General features: G+C 55.8%; 18 protein-coding genes. 11 read left to right on the top strand and 7 right to left on the bottom strand.

Annotation, left to right across the window (positions count from 1 at the left end; genetic code table 11):
- The 4 genes from LT85_RS21485 to LT85_RS21470 form a co-directional block, all read right to left on the bottom strand.
- Positions 1-990 carry a YheT family hydrolase gene (locus LT85_RS21485; RefSeq protein ID WP_052135387.1) on the bottom strand — a complete coding sequence of 330 codons (990 nt, stop codon included), beginning with the start codon at positions 988-990 and terminating at the stop codon, positions 1-3.
- Positions 991-1,030: 40 nt separating this feature from the next.
- The gene (locus tag LT85_RS21480) at positions 1,031-1,462 is read right to left on the bottom strand and encodes a YybH family protein (protein ID WP_038493026.1); all 432 of its coding nucleotides are present in this window, start codon (positions 1,460-1,462) and stop codon (positions 1,031-1,033) included.
- An 83-nt stretch (positions 1,463-1,545) separates the two neighbouring features.
- On the bottom strand, positions 1,546-1,767 hold the full coding sequence (locus LT85_RS21475; protein ID WP_253273597.1) for a zinc-finger domain-containing protein: 222 nt from the start codon (positions 1,765-1,767) through the stop codon (positions 1,546-1,548).
- Positions 1,768-1,831: 64 nt separating this feature from the next.
- Positions 1,832-2,758: a branched-chain amino acid transaminase gene (locus LT85_RS21470; RefSeq protein WP_038493024.1), complete on the bottom strand. Its 927-nt coding sequence runs from the start codon at positions 2,756-2,758 to the stop codon at positions 1,832-1,834.
- Positions 2,759-3,095: 337 nt separating this feature from the next.
- On the opposite strand from LT85_RS21470, the gene LT85_RS21465 reads away from it, so the two are divergent.
- From LT85_RS21465 to msrA, 9 genes are all read left to right on the top strand, one after another.
- Positions 3,096-4,286 (top strand): phosphoglycerate kinase, encoded by a 1,191-nt coding sequence (locus LT85_RS21465; protein ID WP_038493022.1) that lies wholly within the window; start codon positions 3,096-3,098, stop codon positions 4,284-4,286.
- Between the two features lie 81 nt (positions 4,287-4,367).
- Positions 4,368-5,801, top strand: coding sequence for a pyruvate kinase (gene pyk / locus LT85_RS21460; RefSeq protein ID WP_038493020.1), 1,434 nt, complete (start codon positions 4,368-4,370; stop codon positions 5,799-5,801).
- 84 nt (positions 5,802-5,885) lie between these two features.
- Complete coding sequence (gene fba, locus LT85_RS21455) at positions 5,886-6,950, top strand: class II fructose-bisphosphate aldolase (protein WP_038493018.1); 1,065 nt, start codon at positions 5,886-5,888, stop codon at positions 6,948-6,950.
- Positions 6,951-7,057: 107 nt separating this feature from the next.
- Entirely contained in the window at positions 7,058-7,954 is an 897-nt protein-coding gene (locus LT85_RS21450) for a phosphoribosylaminoimidazolesuccinocarboxamide synthase (protein WP_038493017.1), read from the top strand.
- A 2-nt stretch (positions 7,955-7,956) separates the two neighbouring features.
- Positions 7,957-8,475, top strand: a complete 519-nt coding sequence (purE, locus tag LT85_RS21445) for a 5-(carboxyamino)imidazole ribonucleotide mutase (RefSeq protein WP_038497131.1) — start codon at positions 7,957-7,959, stop codon at positions 8,473-8,475.
- A 5-nt stretch (positions 8,476-8,480) separates the two neighbouring features.
- A complete protein-coding gene (locus LT85_RS21440) occupies positions 8,481-9,686 on the top strand; it encodes a 5-(carboxyamino)imidazole ribonucleotide synthase (RefSeq protein WP_038497128.1) in 1,206 nt (401 codons plus the stop codon).
- Positions 9,687-9,698: 12 nt separating this feature from the next.
- A complete protein-coding gene (locus LT85_RS21435) occupies positions 9,699-10,736 on the top strand; it encodes an L-threonylcarbamoyladenylate synthase (protein WP_253273596.1) in 1,038 nt (345 codons plus the stop codon).
- 289 nt (positions 10,737-11,025) lie between these two features.
- Positions 11,026-11,745: an OmpW/AlkL family protein gene (locus LT85_RS21430; RefSeq protein ID WP_038493013.1), complete on the top strand. Its 720-nt coding sequence runs from the start codon at positions 11,026-11,028 to the stop codon at positions 11,743-11,745.
- Between the two features lie 158 nt (positions 11,746-11,903).
- Entirely contained in the window at positions 11,904-12,434 is a 531-nt protein-coding gene (msrA, locus tag LT85_RS21425) for a peptide-methionine (S)-S-oxide reductase MsrA (RefSeq protein ID WP_038493011.1), read from the top strand.
- A 53-nt stretch (positions 12,435-12,487) separates the two neighbouring features.
- On the opposite strand, the gene LT85_RS21420 is transcribed toward msrA, so the two are convergent.
- From LT85_RS21420 to LT85_RS21410, 3 genes are all read right to left on the bottom strand, one after another.
- A complete protein-coding gene (locus tag LT85_RS21420) occupies positions 12,488-13,699 on the bottom strand; it encodes an SAM-dependent methyltransferase (RefSeq protein ID WP_038493009.1) in 1,212 nt (403 codons plus the stop codon).
- 69 nt (positions 13,700-13,768) lie between these two features.
- Positions 13,769-14,422 carry a pyridoxamine 5'-phosphate oxidase gene (gene pdxH / locus LT85_RS21415; RefSeq protein ID WP_038493007.1) on the bottom strand — a complete coding sequence of 218 codons (654 nt, stop codon included), beginning with the start codon at positions 14,420-14,422 and terminating at the stop codon, positions 13,769-13,771.
- Entirely contained in the window at positions 14,419-14,967 is a 549-nt protein-coding gene (locus LT85_RS21410; RefSeq protein WP_038493005.1) for a hemerythrin domain-containing protein, read from the bottom strand. Before LT85_RS21410 ends, pdxH begins: the two co-directional genes overlap by 4 nt.
- Before the next feature lie 236 nt (positions 14,968-15,203).
- On the opposite strand from LT85_RS21410, the gene tcdA reads away from it, so the two are divergent.
- Both tcdA and LT85_RS21400 read left to right on the top strand, forming a co-directional pair.
- Complete coding sequence (gene tcdA / locus LT85_RS21405; RefSeq protein WP_052135386.1) at positions 15,204-16,058, top strand: tRNA cyclic N6-threonylcarbamoyladenosine(37) synthase TcdA; 855 nt, start codon at positions 15,204-15,206, stop codon at positions 16,056-16,058.
- A gap of 326 nt (positions 16,059-16,384) precedes the next feature.
- Complete coding sequence (locus LT85_RS21400) at positions 16,385-17,089, top strand: MgtC/SapB family protein (protein ID WP_038493003.1); 705 nt, start codon at positions 16,385-16,387, stop codon at positions 17,087-17,089.
- Positions 17,090-17,474 lie beyond the last annotated feature (385 nt).

Below are 17,474 nucleotides of genomic sequence, written 5' to 3'. Positions count from 1 at the left end.
TCAGGTATCCAGTAAAAATTGCAGCATGCGTTGTGGCAGCCAGTCCAGCCGGCCGGGTGGACCGCCGACGGCGAAACCTACGTGGCCGCCTTGTTCCGGATATTCGAGAGTGACGCTGGAGGCGGCTTTGGGCGGCAGATGGCGTGGTGGCAGGAAAGGATCATTCTTGGCGTTGAGCACCAGCGTCGGTATCGTAATGTCGTTCATCACCAGTTTGGCGCTGGCGCGGTGCCAATAATCTTCGGTGTTGCGAAAGCCGTGCAAGGGGGCCGTGACGATATTGTCGAATTCGTAGAGGTCACGCGAACGCAGCATTTTTTCACGGTCGAACAGACGCGGGAATTGCTGCAGTTTGTCGAGCGACTTGCTTTTCATGGTGCGCAAGAACGAGCGCGTGTACACCATGTTGAAGCCGTGCGACAAGGCTTCGCCGCCGCCAGCCAGGTCGAGCGGCGCAGAAATGGCGCATGCGGCGTCGACGATCTTGGCTTCATTTTGCGATTCGCCAAGCCAGCGCAGCAGTGCATTGCCGCCCAGCGAGACACCGGTGGCGTAGAGTTTGGTGAATTGCTTTTGTGCACGGCTGGCTGCCAGCCGACGCAGTATCCAGTCGACTTCTTCGGCGTCGCCGGAGTGATAAAAACGGGGCGCCTGGTTGATTTCACCTGAGCAGCCACGGAAGTGCGGTACCGCACCGGACCAGCCCAGCGTCGCCAGTTGCGCCATCAGCGCGCGGCTGTAATGGCTGTCGGATGAACCTTCCAGGCCGTGAAATAGCACCACCAGTGGTTGCCCGGGTTGGCCGTCGACGAAATCGATATCGATGAAATCGCCATCCGGCGTATCCCAACGCTCGCGCCGGTACGCTACCACCGGTTTGCTGATGCAGGTGGCGGGGTAAATGGTTTGCAGATGGCCGCCGGGCAGCCATAGCGGCGCCGGATAGGCGCCGGCAGAAATGGGCGAAGAGGGGGAAGCGGAAGAACTCATGCGACTACTGTATACCTATCTTGTGTTTGATTTCTCGCGTTTAATGCAAGGTAGTGCTGGACACCGTTTCTTCCGGCGCCGCTCCGGGTGCGACTGAGGCGTGATGCAGCACGATGCGCCAGCCGCGCGGCGTCTTCATGTAGATATTGGTCGCCAGGATGTGCATGTCGCGATCGGAGTCGCTGGCCTGATGCAGCTCTTCCACCAGGTTGTGGATGCTGGTCGACATATTGTGCGTCACATGCAGCTGCCGCGCACGAATATGCACGCCTCCGCGTTCGAACAGGCTTTCGAAGGCAGCCCGGATCGCTGCGTGGCCATGTAACCGCGGCGCATTCGGATGGATGCAGACGATCTCATCATCGTCCGCCCACAAGGCCATCATGGCTTCGATATCGGCCCGGCTCATGGCGTCGTAAAAGGCGGTTTCGGTTTCTTCGGCTGAACCGTGCATAAATTTGACATGCGGCATATTGCCTCCGTACTCAAGCACATTGATCGACTGCAGCTACACACTTTTCCAGCATCAAAAAAGGGAGCCAGGCTCCCTTTCAATCAGTGTCCGTGGACTACAGCGCCCGGTTTGAGCTGGTACTGGGTGCCGCAGTAAGGGCATTTTGCGCTGCCATGGCTGTCGAGATTGAGGAACACGCGAGGATGCGAGGACCAGGTCGGCATCAGCGGGTTAGGGCAATGCGCGGGCAAATCCTTGCCGTCGAGTTGAACTACGGCTTGGGCTGCTGCGGTATTCGTTGCGGTATTCATTGCTGTATTCATTTACTTCTCCAAATTTACGGGTGCTGTAACTTGCTAACTTGTATGTCGACTTATTTATGCCGGCTTATTTTCCAACGACGGTGAGCCAGTGCTGATATTTTTCTGATTTTCCCGCCACGACTTCGAAAAACATCGACTGGATTTTTTCCGTGACCGGTCCGCGCTTGCCTTCGCCGATGGCGCGGTTGTCGAGCTCGCGGATCGGCGTGATTTCGGCGGCGGTGCCGGTGAAGAAGGCTTCGTCGGCGCAATACATCTCGTCGCGGGTGATGCGTTTTTCGATGACTTCGATGCCGCTGTCGCGCGCCATGGTCAGCACGGCGTCGCGGGTGATGCCATCCAGGCAGGAGGCCAGGTCAGGCGTGTAGATTTTGCCGTTCTTGACGATAAACACGTTTTCGCCGGAACCCTCGGATACATAGCCGTCGGTATCGAGCAGCAAGGCTTCGTCGTAGCCGTCGGTCAGCGCTTCCTGGTTGGCCAGGATCGAATTGATGTAGTAGCCGCTGGCTTTGGCGCGCACCAGCGAAACGTTGACGTGGTGGCGGCTGAAAGAGGAGGTCTTGACCCGAATGCCTTTGGCCAGCCCGTCTTCGCCCAGGTAGGCGCCCCACGGCCAGGCTGCAATGGCGACGTGGATGGTATTGCCCTTGGCGGCGATACCGAGTTTTTCCGAACCGATCCAGATCAGCGGCCGCATGTAGCAGGATTCCAGCTGGTTTTCACGGACCACGGCGATTTGCGCGTCGATCAGGGTTTGCAGGTCGTAAGGCACCTGCATCTGGAAAATCTTGGCCGAGTTCAGCAGGCGCTGGGTATGTTCTTTCAGGCGGAAAATTGCTGGACCCTGATCGGTTTTGTAAGCGCGTACGCCCTCGAAAACCGCCATGCCGTAGTGCAGCGAATGGGTCAGGACATGGATATTGGCGTCGCGCCAGTCGATTAATTTGCCGTCTTTCCAAATTTTGCCGTCGCGGTCATCCATGGACATGTTCAAATCTCCGGTAATCGAATAAAGAAAATCAGGGTTGTACGCTTACTGTCTTGCTGTGTTCGATAAGTAATTGCTAAAAATGCAAATTATGCTGTGTGTGCTGTGCTGGTCAATTCATGTCGCTTGATCATCATGCAACAGAAACATTTTGCCTTTTATTCGTCTATTCTTAGAGCGTAAAGCGACATTTTAACGGATTCAAGCGGGCCTACTCTGTAGAATATTGGTTGGCACCATATGTCTTTTGAGCAGCTACACCTGCTGAAAACGGTGTTTTGACAGTGGCGGCTGGAGTAAAATAGCGGCTTTTCCTCACTAGTATTGTCTGATCGACATGAAATTCAATCGACTAAGCGACTTGATCGCGCAACACCAGCTGCAAGGCAAGCGTGTTTTTATCCGCGCCGACCTCAATGTGCCGCAAGATGCTGCGGGCAATATTACTGAAGACACGCGCGTGCGCGCATCGGTGCCGGCGATTCGCCAGGCGCTGGATGCTGGCGCCGCCGTGATGGTGACTTCGCACCTGGGGCGTCCGACTGAAGGCGAGTTCAAGCCGGAAGATTCGCTGGCGCCTATCGCCAAGCGTCTGGCGGAGCTGTTGGGCCAGCCGGTTGAGTTGCGTCAGAACTGGGTCGACGGCGTGGAAGTAGCGCCGGGCCAGGTGGTGTTGCTGGAAAACTGCCGTGTGAACAAGGGCGAGAAAAAGAATAGCGACGAGCTGGCGCAAAAGATCGCCAAGCTTTGCGACATTTATGTCAACGATGCTTTTGGCACTTCGCACCGGGCGGAAGCGACCACCCACGGCATCGCCAAGTTCGCGCCGATTGCCTGCGCCGGACCATTGCTGGCGGCCGAACTGGACGCCTTGGGCAAAGCCCTGAACCAGCCGGCCCGGCCGCTGGTGGCGATCGTTGCCGGTTCCAAGGTGTCGAGCAAGCTGACGATCTTGAAGGCGCTGGCCGACAAGGTCGACAACCTGATCGTCGGCGGCGGTATCGCCAATACGTTCTTGCTGGCGAGCGGCCTGAAAATCGGTAAGTCCCTGGCGGAACCGGATCTGGTGGACGAAGCCAAGGCGATTATAGAGATGATGGCCAAGCGCGGCGCTTCGGTGCCGATTCCGGTCGATGTGGTGTGCGCCAAGGAATTCTCGCCAACTGCAACGGCGCAGATCAAGAACGTCAGCGATGTCGAAGACGACGATCTGATTCTGGATATCGGTCCGCAGACGGCGGCGACGCTGGCGGCGCAAATCGCCCAGGCTGGCACTATCGTCTGGAATGGTCCGGTCGGCGTATTCGAGTTCGATCAGTTCGGCGAAGGCACCAAGACGCTGGCGCTGGCGATTGCAGACTCGAAGGCGTTTTCGATTGCCGGCGGCGGCGATACGCTGGCGGCGATCGCCAAGTACAAGATTACCGACAAGATTGGCTACATCTCCACCGGCGGCGGCGCTTTCCTGGAATTCCTGGAAGGCAAAACCTTGCCGGCGGTTGAAATACTGTTGCAACGCGCCGGCTGATTTCCGGTCGCGAGTCGGACAACCGGCCGCTTGCGTCCGGCAGTTCAGGTGTTTGTTCATGTTTGTGCTGAAAGGTTTTCCATGCAAAGAGCTACCAAGATCGTCGCTACTATCGGACCTGCATCGAGCGATGCAGACACACTGGCGCGCATGTTTGTCGCCGGCGTCGACGTGGTGCGCCTGAATTTTTCGCATGGCAAGGCACAAGACCATATCGACCGCGCCAAGCTGGTGCGCGAAGTTGCTCTGGCATGCGGCAAGCAGGTCGCCATCATGGCTGACCTGCAAGGACCGAAAATCCGTGTCGGCAAGTTCGAGCAGGGCAAGATCGAATTGAAGAACGGCGAGAAATTCATTCTCGACGCCGATTGCGGCATGGGCGGCCAGGAGCGTGTCGGTCTCGACTACAAGGCCTTGCCGCGCGACTTGAAGCCTGCCGATGTGCTGTTGCTGAACGATGGTTTGATCGTCCTGATCGTTGAAAGAATCATCGGCAATGAAATCCACACCATCGTCAAGATCGGTGGCGAACTGTCGAACAACAAGGGCATCAATCGCCAAGGTGGCGGCTTGTCGGCGCCGGCGCTGACCGCCAAGGACATGGACGACATCAAGACCGCCATGAGTTTCAAGGCGGATTACGTTGCAGTGTCTTTCCCGAAAAACGCCACCGACATGGAAATGGCGCGCCAGTTGGCGAATGTGGCCGGCGAAGCTTATGACCATAAGCCGATGATGATCGCCAAGATCGAACGTGCTGAAGCGATCCCGGTATTGCAAGAAATTCTCGATGCTTCCGACGGCATCATGGTGGCCCGCGGCGACCTCGCGGTAGAAGTCGGTAATGCGGCTGTGCCAGCGCTGCAAAAGCGCATGATCCGCATGGCGCGCGTTTCCAACAAGCTGGCGATCACTGCGACCCAGATGATGGAATCGATGATTGTCAACGCCGTGCCGACCCGCGCTGAGGTATCCGACGTCGCCAATGCCGTGCTGGATGGCACCGATGCCGTGATGACATCGGCTGAAACTGCTTCCGGCAAATATCCGGTAGAGACGGTGGAAGCGATGTCGGCGATTTGCCTGGAAGCCGAAAAATCGGAAGACTGCAAGCTAGACGCCGATTTCCTGAATGTCCGCTTTACCCGCGTCGACCAGTCGATTGCCTACGGCGCTTTGTTTACCGCGCACCATTTGCGCGTCAAGGCGATTGCCGCGCTGACCGAGTCCGGCTCCACCGCGTTGTGGATGAGCCGTCACAACATCGATATCCCTATTTTTGCCATTACCCCGAGCATCGCAACGCAACGCAAAGCTGCCTTGTACCGTAACGTGCAGACTTTCGAGCTGGCCAAATCCAACGACCGTGAAGCGGTGTTGAAAGCCGCCCAGAACCTGTTGCTGTCCAAAGGCGTGGTGCAGCTGGGCGATCTGGTGGTGGTGACCTGGGGCGAACCGATGGGACAGATCGGTGGCACCAACGCACTCAAGATCATGAAGATCGGCGAGTATTGAATTCGTGGGGACAGAAGCGGGGTGGCGCACGTATGCCCGGCCTGCATTCTGTTCCACTACAGGTTTTTATTATCGGAGTAAACCATGCCTCTCGTATCCATGCGTCAATTACTGGACCATGCTGCTGAAAACAGCTACGGCCTGCCTGCATTCAACGTCAACAATTTGGAACAAGTCACTGCCATCATGCAGGCCGCCGATGAAGTCGGCTCGCCGGTGATCATGCAAGCTTCTGCCGGCGCCCGCAAATATGCTGGCGAAGCGTTCTTGCGCCACCTGATCGAAGCCGCGGTGGAAGCGTTCCCGCACATTCCTGTCGTCATGCACCAGGATCACGGCCAATCGCCGGCAGTGTGTATGGCCGCGATCAAGTCCGGCTTCACTTCTGTGATGATGGATGGTTCGCTGATGGAAGACGGCAAGTCTGTCGCCAGCTATGAATACAATGTCGAAGTATCGCGCAAGGTAGTCGAGTTTTCACACGCTATCGGCGTCACCGTCGAGGCGGAGCTGGGCGTGTTGGGTTCGCTGGAAACCATGATGGGCGACAAGGAAGACGGCCACGGCGCGGACGGCAAGATGACCCGCGAACAGTTGCTGACCGATGTCGCGCAAGCTGCGGATTTTGTCAAGCTGACGCAATGCGATGCGTTGGCGATTGCTATCGGTACTTCGCATGGCGCCTACAAGTTTTCGCGCAAGCCAACCGGCGATATCCTGGCGATCGAACGCATCAAGGAAATCCATACTCGCATTCCAAACACTCATCTGGTGATGCACGGTTCGTCGTCGGTGCCGCAGGAATTGCTGGCAGAGATCCGTGAATTCGGCGGCGACATGAAAGAAACCTATGGCGTGCCGGTCGAGGAAATCCAGGAAGGGATCCGTCACGGCGTGCGCAAGATCAATATCGATACCGATATCCGTTTGGCAATGACTGGCGCGATTCGCCGCTACCTGATCGAAAATCCAAGCAAGTTCGATCCACGCGATTACCTCAAGCCAGCGCGCGAAGCCGCCAAGGCTGTGGTGAAAGCGCGTTTCCTGGCGTTCGGCTGTGAAGGGCAGGCTGCCAAGATCAAACCGGTGTCGCTGGAAAAGATCGCTGAGAAGTACAAGAAGGGCGAGCTGGCGCAAATCGTCCAGTAAACACTATGTTGTACTGACGCCAAGCATGCTTGGCGCAATAACTTGCCAGGCGCAGAATGGTGCTTACATCATTCTCTGCCTGGTTTTCTGACTTTTGGAATATGCCCATGACAAGCCTCTATCAATCCACCATTACCTCTCTGCCATTGCTGGGCCGCGGCAAAGTGCGCGAAAACTACGCCGTCGGTGAAGACAAGATCCTGATCGTCACTTCCGACCGTCTGTCGGCTTTCGACGTCATCATGAACCAGCCTATTCCAGGTAAAGGTAAGGTCTTGAACCGCATGTCTGACTTCTGGTTCGACAAGCTGGCGGCGGTTGTTCCCAACCATCTGACCGGGATCGCGCCGGAGTCGGTAGTGTCGGCTGATGAAGTTGAACAAGTGCGTGGTCGCGCGGTGGTAGCGAAACGCCTGCAGCCGATCATGGTAGAAGCAGTCGTGCGCGGTTATATCATCGGCTCGGGTTGGAAAGACTATCAGGCGACCGGTGCGATTTGCGGCATCTCATTGCCGGCGGGTTTGCAGCAAGCGGCCAAGCTGGCCGAGCCGATTTTTACCCCGGCCGCGAAAGCCGAAATGGGCGAACATGACGAGAACATCAGCTTCGCCGATATGGAAACACGTATCGGCAAAGAACTGGCTGAGAAAATCCGCAGCGTCAGTATTGAACTCTACAAGACCGCTGCCGACTATGCGGCGACGCGCGGCATCATCATCGCCGATACAAAATTTGAGTTCGGTCTCGACAAGGATGGCGTCCTGCACCTGATGGATGAAGTGCTGACTGCCGATTCGTCGCGCTTCTGGCCGGCGGCTAGCTATCAGGTCGGGATTTCACCGCCGTCCTTTGACAAACAATTTGTGCGCGACTATCTGGAAACCGTCACTAGCTGGAACAAGACAGCACCGGCGCCGACCTTGCCCGAAGAAGTCATTGAAAAAACCGGCGCCAAGTATCGCGAAGCACTGTTCAGCCTGACCGGCGAAACGCTGAAGGATTGATGATGACCAAGGATACAGTGAGCCAGCCTGTCACTAAACCGCTGATCGGCATCGTCATGGGCTCTTCCTCGGATTGGGATGTGATGCAGCATGCTGTCGCCATCCTGACTGAGTTTGGCGTCGCTCATGAGGCGCAGGTTATTTCGGCGCATCGCATGCCGGACCAGATGTTTGCCTACGCAGAAACCGCGCGCGAACGCGGCTTGCGCGCCATCATCGCCGGCGCTGGCGGCGCGGCGCATTTGCCGGGCATGATTGCGGCCAAGACGATCGTACCGGTGCTTGGCGTGCCGGTGCCGTCCAAATATTTGCGCGGCGAAGACTCTTTGTTGTCTATTGTGCAAATGCCCAAAGGCATTCCGGTCGCCACCTACGCCATCGGCGAAGCCGGCGCCGCGAATGCGGCGCTGTCGGCCATCGCCATGCTGGCTACCACCGACCAGGTATTGGCCGACAAGCTGCTGGCGTTCCGCGTCAGGCAAACGCAAATCGCCCTTGATATGAAATTGCCACCTGTATGAGCGGTATGAAACACAAACTGCATGAATCCATTGATCCGATCGTTCCTGCCACAACGCCGGCAACCTGGCTTGGCGTAATGGGTGGTGGTCAATTGGGTCGTATGTTTACGCACGAAGCTCAAGCGATGGGCTACAAAGTGGCGGTGCTGGAGCCGGAACAGGATTGTCCGACCGGGCACGTCGCCGATCGCCATTTCCTGGCTGATTACAGCGATGAAGTTGCCTTGAACGAGATGGCCAGTTTATGTGCGGCAGTTACCACTGAGTTTGAGAACGTTGCCGCAGAGAGTCTGGCGACGCTGGCGCAGAATAGTTTTGTCGCGCCGGCAGCAGCCTGTGTTTCGGTAGCGCAGGATCGTATGGTGGAAAAGCGCTTTTTCACCGCATGCGCCAAGGAATCAACGGTGCTGCCTGCACCACATCAGCTTATTGCTTCCGCAGCCGACATTGACAATCTTCCGGCTGATCTGCTGCCCGGCATTTTGAAGACTGTCCGGCTTGGCTATGATGGCAAGGGCCAGGTGCGGGTACGTACCTTGGACGAGGTGCGCGCAGCGTTTGCCGGTATGAACGGCGTCGCTTGCGTGCTGGAAAAGATGCTGCCGCTGGCTTACGAAGTTTCGGTGCTGGTGGCGCGCGGCGCCGACGGCAAGGCAGTGGTGTATCCGATCGCCGAAAATGTCCATCGCGACGGCATCCTTTTCACCACGACTGTGCCCGGCCCGAATGTGTGCGATGAAACCGCCAAGCGCGCGCAGCATGCGGCGTTGGTTATCATCGAGCAGTTGGCCTATGTCGGTGTGCTGTGTATCGAATTTTTCGTATTACAGGATGGCTCGCTGGTGGTCAACGAGATGGCCCCGCGTCCGCATAACAGTGGTCACTACACTATGGACGCTTGCGTCACCAGCCAGTTTGCGCAGCAGGTACGCGCCATGGCGCGCATGCCCTTGGGCGATGTGCGTCAACATTCGCCAGCCGTGATGTTAAACATCCTCGGCGATATCTGGTTTGACGGCGCTAGCGAGCAGGTGCGAGAACCAGCCTGGGACCGGATCCTGGCCTTGCCGGCGGCCCATCTGCATTTGTACGGGAAGGCGCAAGCCCGCCGTGCACGGAAAATGGGGCATATCACTTTTATCGCCCCGACCTTGGCAGAAGCGCAGCAGCAGTTGGCCGCGGCCTGCGACATTTTGGGCATCGCTGCGTAAATGAGTGATGCGATGAAGAGTTCGACGATCGATTTGCCGGCAATCCGCCTTGCGGCACGCAAGCTGGAAGCGGGTGAACTGGTCGCGTTTCCTACCGAAACCGTCTACGGACTGGGCGCCGATGCTGAGAATGCGGCGGCGGTTGCCAGCATCTATACCGCCAAGGGACGGCCGTCAAATCATCCGGTGATCGTGCACGTCGCTCCCGAAGCCGATATCAACTATTGGGCCGAGTCTGTTCCGCCGCAGGCGTATGCGCTGATAGCGGCATTCTGGCCGGGACCGTTGACCCTGATATTGCCGCGTGCGGCGCATATACCTGCGCAAGTTTCGGGCGGTCAGAATTCAGTCGGCTTGCGCTGCCCGTCGCATCCGGTTGCTCAGGCTTTGCTGCGTGAATTCAAAGGTGGCAAGGGCGGGATTGCAGGTCCGTCGGCCAACAAGTTCGGCCATGTCAGTCCGACGACGGCGCAGCACGTGCGGGATGAATTCGATACGGATGGCGACAGTCCGATCGCTTGCATACTGGACGGTGGCCAAAGTGAAGTTGGGATCGAGTCAACCATCATCGATTTGTCGCGTATAGCGACGCACGGACCTGTGCTGCTGCGGCCCGGCCATATCAGCGCCGCACAGATTTCCGCGGTGCTAGGCGTTGTAGTACAAGCCGCCGACGCCTCCGCGCCGCGCGCTTCGGGGACGCTGGAGTCGCACTATGCACCGCGCACCCCGGTGTTGCTGGTGACGCCGCCGCAGCTTGCTGCGACTCTGAAACAACTGCATCAAGCCGGACAAAGTCTGGCGCTGATCGCCTATTCAACAACGGTATCCGCCGACCGCCCGCCGCTGGTGGCGCATTTCGCGATGACAGCGTCCCCCCAGCCATACGCCCACGATCTTTATGCTGCGCTGCGCAACATGGATCATGCCGCCGCCGATCTGATCGTGGTCGAAGCGCCGCCGTCGGATCCTGCCTGGCAGGGGGTCAATGATCGCTTGCGCCGCGCTGCACACGATTCATCGGCCGTCTTGGCAGGCTTTAAAAAATAATTTGAGGTAAAAAAGCTACAACTATAGTCAAATGATTCTAAAGCTGGCATAGTGTAAAAAAAGAATAGCACGCGCGTTCTTTTCGGGAAAAGAGCAGGGAGTAGATGAATGAGAAATTATGAAATCTATCCGGCTTTGATAGTTAAAAATCGAAGAACAGAGCGCTGTCTGGTCTGACCTACCCCCCGGTTGGTCCAAATTGCAAAGTGCCGGAAAAATGGGCTTGTACTGCATTCAATGCAGACAAAGATCCCGCCACTAAAAATGAAGTGAAACTTGGAGAAGACATATGAAAAAACAAATGAGCGTATTGAAAAAACTGGCTGCCGTGTCTGTGCTGGCTGCTTTCGCAGCGCCTGCCATGGCGCAGCAAGCCGGCGACAACGTCGTCAATTTCGGTTGGGCACACATTGGGCTGAATCAATCCAGTGAACCGTTGACGTTGGGAGGGACTTTCCAGGTTCCAGGTAGCGGCGCACACGTCTCTAACGCTGATACCGCTATTCTGCAGCTCACTCACTTTTTCACCGACAATATCGCCGTAACAGCGGATTTGGGTATCCCACCGAAATTCAAGCTCAGTGGTGAAGGTACTCTCAATGGTTTGGGGCAGCTCGGTACGGCCACGCAGTGGAGTCCGGCTGTGCTGGCCAAGTATTACTTCGGTGATGCCAATAGCCAGTTCCGTCCTTACCTCGGTGCCGGCGCTGCTTACGTCTGGTATTCGAATATCAAGCTGACCAGCAGCTTGACGAACCTTCTCGGAGGCGGCGATCCTCGTGCATCCACCAGCGCCGATTTGAGCAGCTCATTTGTTCCGGTCGCGAATGCAGGTATTGCCTATAATTTCGACAAAAACTGGTCCGTTAACTTTTCCCTGTCTTATGTTCCGCTGAAGACCAAGGCTGATCTGTCTACCACCCATGCCGATGGATCTGTCACCCACGCCACCACCAAAATTACTTTGAATCCGATGGTGTCGGTCCTGACAGTCGGCTACAAGTTCTAAATCGCCGGTTAAGATTCAGCTAGAAGAGCCCCGCGCAGTCGGGGCTTTTTTTCGTCCACGACATCGCTTGCCGAGATTACCCATTTCTACGTCGACAAGCGGTGGCAGATTGCGTTAAAGTGAAACTGTCAAAGCAGGCAACCAGGGGAGCAGCGGCCATGACTAAGGACGTAGCGGTATTTGGAGGGGGATGCTTCTGGTGCCTGGAGGCGGTTTATCAGGAGATCAAAGGAGTGGAGCGCGTCGAGTCAGGGTATACCGGCGGCCGGGTGGCAAATCCCAGTTATGAGCAAGTCTGCGAAGGCACGACTGGCCACGCTGAAGTTGTAGCGGTGACGTTCGATACGGGGCAGATCAGCTACCGCGAGCTACTGGAAATCTTCTTCACGATTCACGATCCGACTACCTTGAACCGCCAGGGCAATGACGTCGGTACGCAATATCGTTCGGTGATTTATTACCAGTCGTCGCAACAGAAGAAAGTGGCGGAACAGGTCATCGCAGAAATGGCGAATGTGTGGGATGCGCCTATCGTCACCGAATTAAGTCCTGCAGAGACGTATTACAAGGCAGAAGAATATCATCAGAATTATTTTCGCCAGCATCCTTTGCAAGGTTACTGCGCTTTCGTTGTAGCGCCGAAAGTGGCCAAGCTGCGCAAGATATTCGTCGATAAAGTGATTCGTTGAACGCTATCCACCGCTGCGCCAGATAGTACGGTGGATAGGCTGGTATATCTTACTTACGAGGCCTGATAAATATAGTCCCGTGACCAGGGCAACGTGCTGGCGCTGTGGCCGGCCTTGCGGCAGACCACCTGGTACAGCGACATCCAGTCACGCTCGAAGCCGTAGGAACTCCCGGCCAGATAAATACGCCAGATACGGAAGCGGCGGTCATCGGCCGCTTTTCTGACCTCATCCGCGTGTGCTTCAAGATTGTCGGCCCAGATACTGCAGGTCTTGGCGTAATGCCGCCGCAGGTTTTCGACGTCGAATACTTCCAGCCCGCCTTGCTGCATGGTTTTCAGTACCATACCGATATGCGGTAATTCTCCATGCGGGAATACATATTTCTCGATGAATTCGCCGCCGCCATAGGGCGACTCGCCATTATCGATGTCGGTGGTAGTGATGCCGTGATTCATGGCGACGCCGTCGTCCGCCAGCAAATCGCGGATGCGTGCAAAATACATCGGCAGGTGAATCAGGCCTACGTGCTCGAACATGCCGACGCTGGTGATCCGGTCAAAGCTGCCGGTGATATCGCGATAATCCTGCAGGCGAATTTCTATCTTATCTTCTAAGCCGGCCTGGGCGACTCTTTCCTTCGCGAGCGCATACTGATTTTCCGAGAGTGTGATGCCGACGCACTTAGCGCCGAATTTCTGTGCGGCGCGTAACACCAGCGCGCCCCAACCACAGCCTATGTCGAGCAAGGTCTGGCCTGGCTGGATCTGGATTTTGGTCAGGATATGATCGATTTTTTTCAGTTGTGCGGTATCCAGGTCTTCATCGCCATGTTCAAAATAGGCGCAGGAATACACCATGTTCTGGTCCAGCCAGAGTTTATAGAAATCGTTGGATACATCGTAGTGGTAGCGAATCGCCTCGGCATCCTTCTCCTTGTTATGGCGGAAGGTGCGGGTGATACGGGCAAATTTGCCATCCGCCTTAAGCGAATTGGCGGCCAGTGCATTGCCGACAGCGATGATCTCCTTGATTTTTCCTTCGACTTCGATTTTTCCTTCGACATACGCCTCGCCCAGATTGGCAAGTGAAGGCGTCAGCAAGTAACTCAGAGCAGAAACGTGTGGCACACGCACGGTGACGTCCGGCGCTGCGTAGGTGCCAAAGTCGAAACGCTGACCATTCCATAATTCGAGCCGTAACGGTATTGCAGCTCGATGACGAATATCATTAACCCAGTTTTCAAGCTTCTTTTCCCAGAACACGATTTCTCCTCCGGTGAATAAATACTTGTACCAAGCGGTCAGCGTCGACCGATAACAGTGACTCGGGTGCTAAGGCTGCAGGCGTTGTCGCAGCCACTTGTCATCTGCATCCAAGGTATACAAAATCCGGTCATGCAAGCGTGACCGACGCCCCTGCCAAAATTCTACCGTATCTGGCAAAAGTCTGTACCCGCCCCAATGATTCGGTCGTGGCGGATTGTCGCCGTATTTCTGTTCGGCTTTTGCGTACTCGGCTTCGAGCAGTTCGCGGCTAGCGATGGTCTCGCTTTGCGCTGAGGCGATGGCACCGAGGCGGCTGCGCAGTGGCCGGCTGTGGAAGTAGGCGTCGCTCTCGCTGTCGCTCACTCGTTCGACGCGGCCTTCGATACGGACCTGGCGTTCCAATGCAACCCAATGAAACAGCAAAGCGCCGTAGGGATGTTCCAGCAGATCATGTCCTTTGCGGCTTTCGAAATTGGTAAACCAGGTGAAGCCCTGCGCATCAAAGTGTTTGATCAGTACGATGCGCGACGAAGGTCGGCCGTTGTTGCCTACTGTGGCCAGGCTCATGGCATTTGCTTCCGGTACTTCTGCACTGATGGCTTCGTCAAACCATTTGTTAAATTGCGTAATCGGATCGGCGGCGGTGTCTGCTTCCGACAGGCTGGCCTGGCTGTAATCGATGCGCAGGTCGGCGATCGATTTGTCTGTTTTTTGTTTCATGTTGAAATACCTCTACGCTGTTGCATTGCTGCCCCTAGTTGTTGCATCTGCTGCTCGCTGAAAATTCGCTTCGCCATCGGCGCTATCCAGGTTTCCTCTTTTTCCATATGGGCCGAATAGATGGCGGAGAATTCCTTGACGTCTTGCATTGACAGCGGAGTCGCCTGTGTGGCTGTCTCGCTGCTGGCGATAGATGTCAGCTGGCGGTTGAGTGTGTGCCACAGTTTATCCATCTGTTGATGCTCAGCCATAATTTCCGGCGTCAGTTTTTGCAGCAAGGCAGCGTCTTCCCCTGTCGCCGTGACGCTCAGCATCGGCAGCAGGTCGACTTCCTCATCCGCGTGATGGTGTGGGGCGGCCTGGTTGAAGTAGCGCATGACACTATCGGCCGCTTGCTGTGCCTGGGCATCGCTGCCGTGTTGCGAGATGTGTTCCAGTAGATTTTGCAGCGTGCCCAGCTGCTTGCGTATCTTGTCGTGGCAATGCTTCAGCACAGCAATCGGCTGGCTGAAATCTGGCGCGGCGGCTATCAATGCGTTTGGCATGGTGTGGTGTCTCGTGGGTTGAATCGGGATGTTCTCTTGCAGAAGTGCTTATTTGATAATTTTCTGATTGTTGGAATGTAGGGTTGTTAGCTTTCAACTCATATTAAAGCACTTCAAAAGTGATCCGTCATGCGGAGCCGGTAAAATAGCGGATATAGCGATATAAGGGTTGCCAAGCGTTGATGTAGCCCGAATATCTTGTCGATTGCCTGTCGTGTCATTTTTTGTGTCCAATCATGTCCTCATCCGTTGTAGCTGGCGCTCCTGGCGCATCTGTTCCCACCGCACTTGATCTCGATGAGATTGATTTCGACCGGCGTTTTGGCGGCATCAGCCGTTTGTATGGCGCCGCTGCGTTGGCCCGTTTTCTACAAGCACGGGTGTGCGTGATCGGGGTTGGCGGCGTTGGTTCATGGGCGGTCGAGGCGTTGGCGCGTAGTGCGGTCGGTAATTTGACTTTGATCGACCTGGATAATTTAGCCGAATCCAATATCAATCGCCAGATTCATGCCCTGACCGATACGCTGGGGCAGGCCAAGGTGAGTGCGTTGACCGCGCGTATTGCGCAGATTAATCCTTACTGCCATGTCACAGAGGTGGAAGATTTCATTAGTGCCGATAATTTGCCAGAAATGATCGGGGAAGGGCGCTATGACTATGTGATCGATGCCATCGACAATGTGCGCGCCAAGGCCGCATTGATCGCCTATTGCCGTGACAAGAGAATTCGGCTGATCACCATCGGTAGTGCCGGTGGCCAGGTGGATCCGACCTGTATTGAGGTTCGCGATCTGGCGAAAACCGAGCAAGAGCCGCTGCTGGCCAAGGTGCGTAAGCGCTTGCGTTCTGAATATCGCTTCCCGCGCGGTGATAAAGTCCGTTTTGGTATCGATGCAGTATTTTCTACTGAGCCTTTGAGCGCACCTATTAATGAGCAAGTGTGCGCCGTTGATGGCGATCCCGCGCCTGGCGTTACCGGTCTGAACTGCGCCGGTTACGGTTCTGCGGTGGTGGTAACCGCGACTTTCGGCCTGGTTGCCGCCGCCCACATATTGCGCAAGCTGGCTGCAGACGCGGCGCTGGATGCCTGACTCACTTGACTTGCCAATGGCGTCTAAATAGAATCCTGTGGACTATGTTTGCAGGAGCCTCTATTTTGGATGGTTGTACCAGTACCCGTGGATGGGCGCACAGCCCGACGCAATCACCTGCTAGTCGGTAATTCATCGCTACAGCCTGTGAATTGCAGCGCTGTCGTATCTAGTGCGATCTCGCATCGCCACCATTTATCCCCATCCGTTTGTTTGATTTGCCTGGTCGTCTGTTCTTCAGTTTCTGAAGCAGCGCTGGGCACCCATGAAATATCGCCGTGCTGCTATATAGTACGTATGGCGATGCATGCAGAAAGGTAGCGAAGATGGACTGGAAAATATTTACCCTGCGCGTACTGCTCGCCCTGACCCTGGGTTCCCTGATTGGCGCTGAGCGCCAGATGCGCCAGCGCATGGCTGGTTTGCGCACCAATGCGCTGGTTTCGATCGGCGCTTCGCTGTTCGTCATGGTCTCCGCATTCGAGTCCGATCCGCAGGGGGCAACCCGGATTGCTTCTTATGTTGTATCTGGTATCGGCTTTCTTGGCGCAGGCGTAATTATGCGCGAAGGAATTAATGTACGCGGCCTGAATACCGCAGCCACATTGTGGTGTTCGGCGGCGGTCGGTGTGCTGTGCGGGCTTGGGCATGCGTTGGAGGCAGCCATTGGCGCCGCCGCGATCCTTGGGGCGAACGTGCTGTTGCGTGGCGTTTCCCATATGATCAACAGCCGTGATTTGCACAGTGCGACCGAAATCGAGCAGGTTTATCGCCTCTCCGTGGTATGCCGGCCTGAAGATGAGGTACAAGTGCGTACTTTGATGTTGCATATGCTAAACGGCATGCCGCATCTGGTGGTGCAGTCGTTGCATAGCGAGGACCTGGCTTCCGGTACGCAATTGGAAGTGCGGGCGGATCTGATTACTTCCCCTAGCAATCATTTGCAGTTGGAACAGATTGTCAGCCGGATCAGTCTGGAGAAGGGCGTCAGCGCTGCCCGTTGGGCGGTGTTGAATTCGGTTGATGTATAGGATGTATCTAATAGCCTCTTTATTGGTAGGGAGGGCATCCTGTAATAGCGTTGATAAGAGCTAAATCAAATAAATCGAAATATTTTAAAGAAAGTTTTAAAAAGTACTTGCGGGGAATGAGGTGGGTTGCTATAGTTCGCCTCCCGTTGAGAACGACGCGAAAGAAGCGAAGCAGGCAGGTAGTAAAAGGTCTGTTTTGCGGGTGAAGTTTGAGGGGTAAAAGCGGGGAAGAAGTAGGTGTGGTGAGTAAAAAGTTTTTCGGTGGTTAGTAAAAAAGTAGTTGACGAAAAACTTGAAACGCTACATAATCTCATCTCTCTGCTGCTGACAAACAAAACGATTTGTTGGCGACGCGAACCGGGTAGCTGGTGACGCGAAGTAGAAG

It is taken from the genome of Collimonas arenae (genome assembly GCF_000786695.1).
Classification (GTDB): Bacteria; Pseudomonadota; Gammaproteobacteria; order Burkholderiales; family Burkholderiaceae_D; genus Collimonas; species Collimonas arenae_A.
The sequence above is the reverse complement of the archived record's forward strand: the minus strand, read 5'-3'. Positions and strand labels throughout refer to the sequence as shown.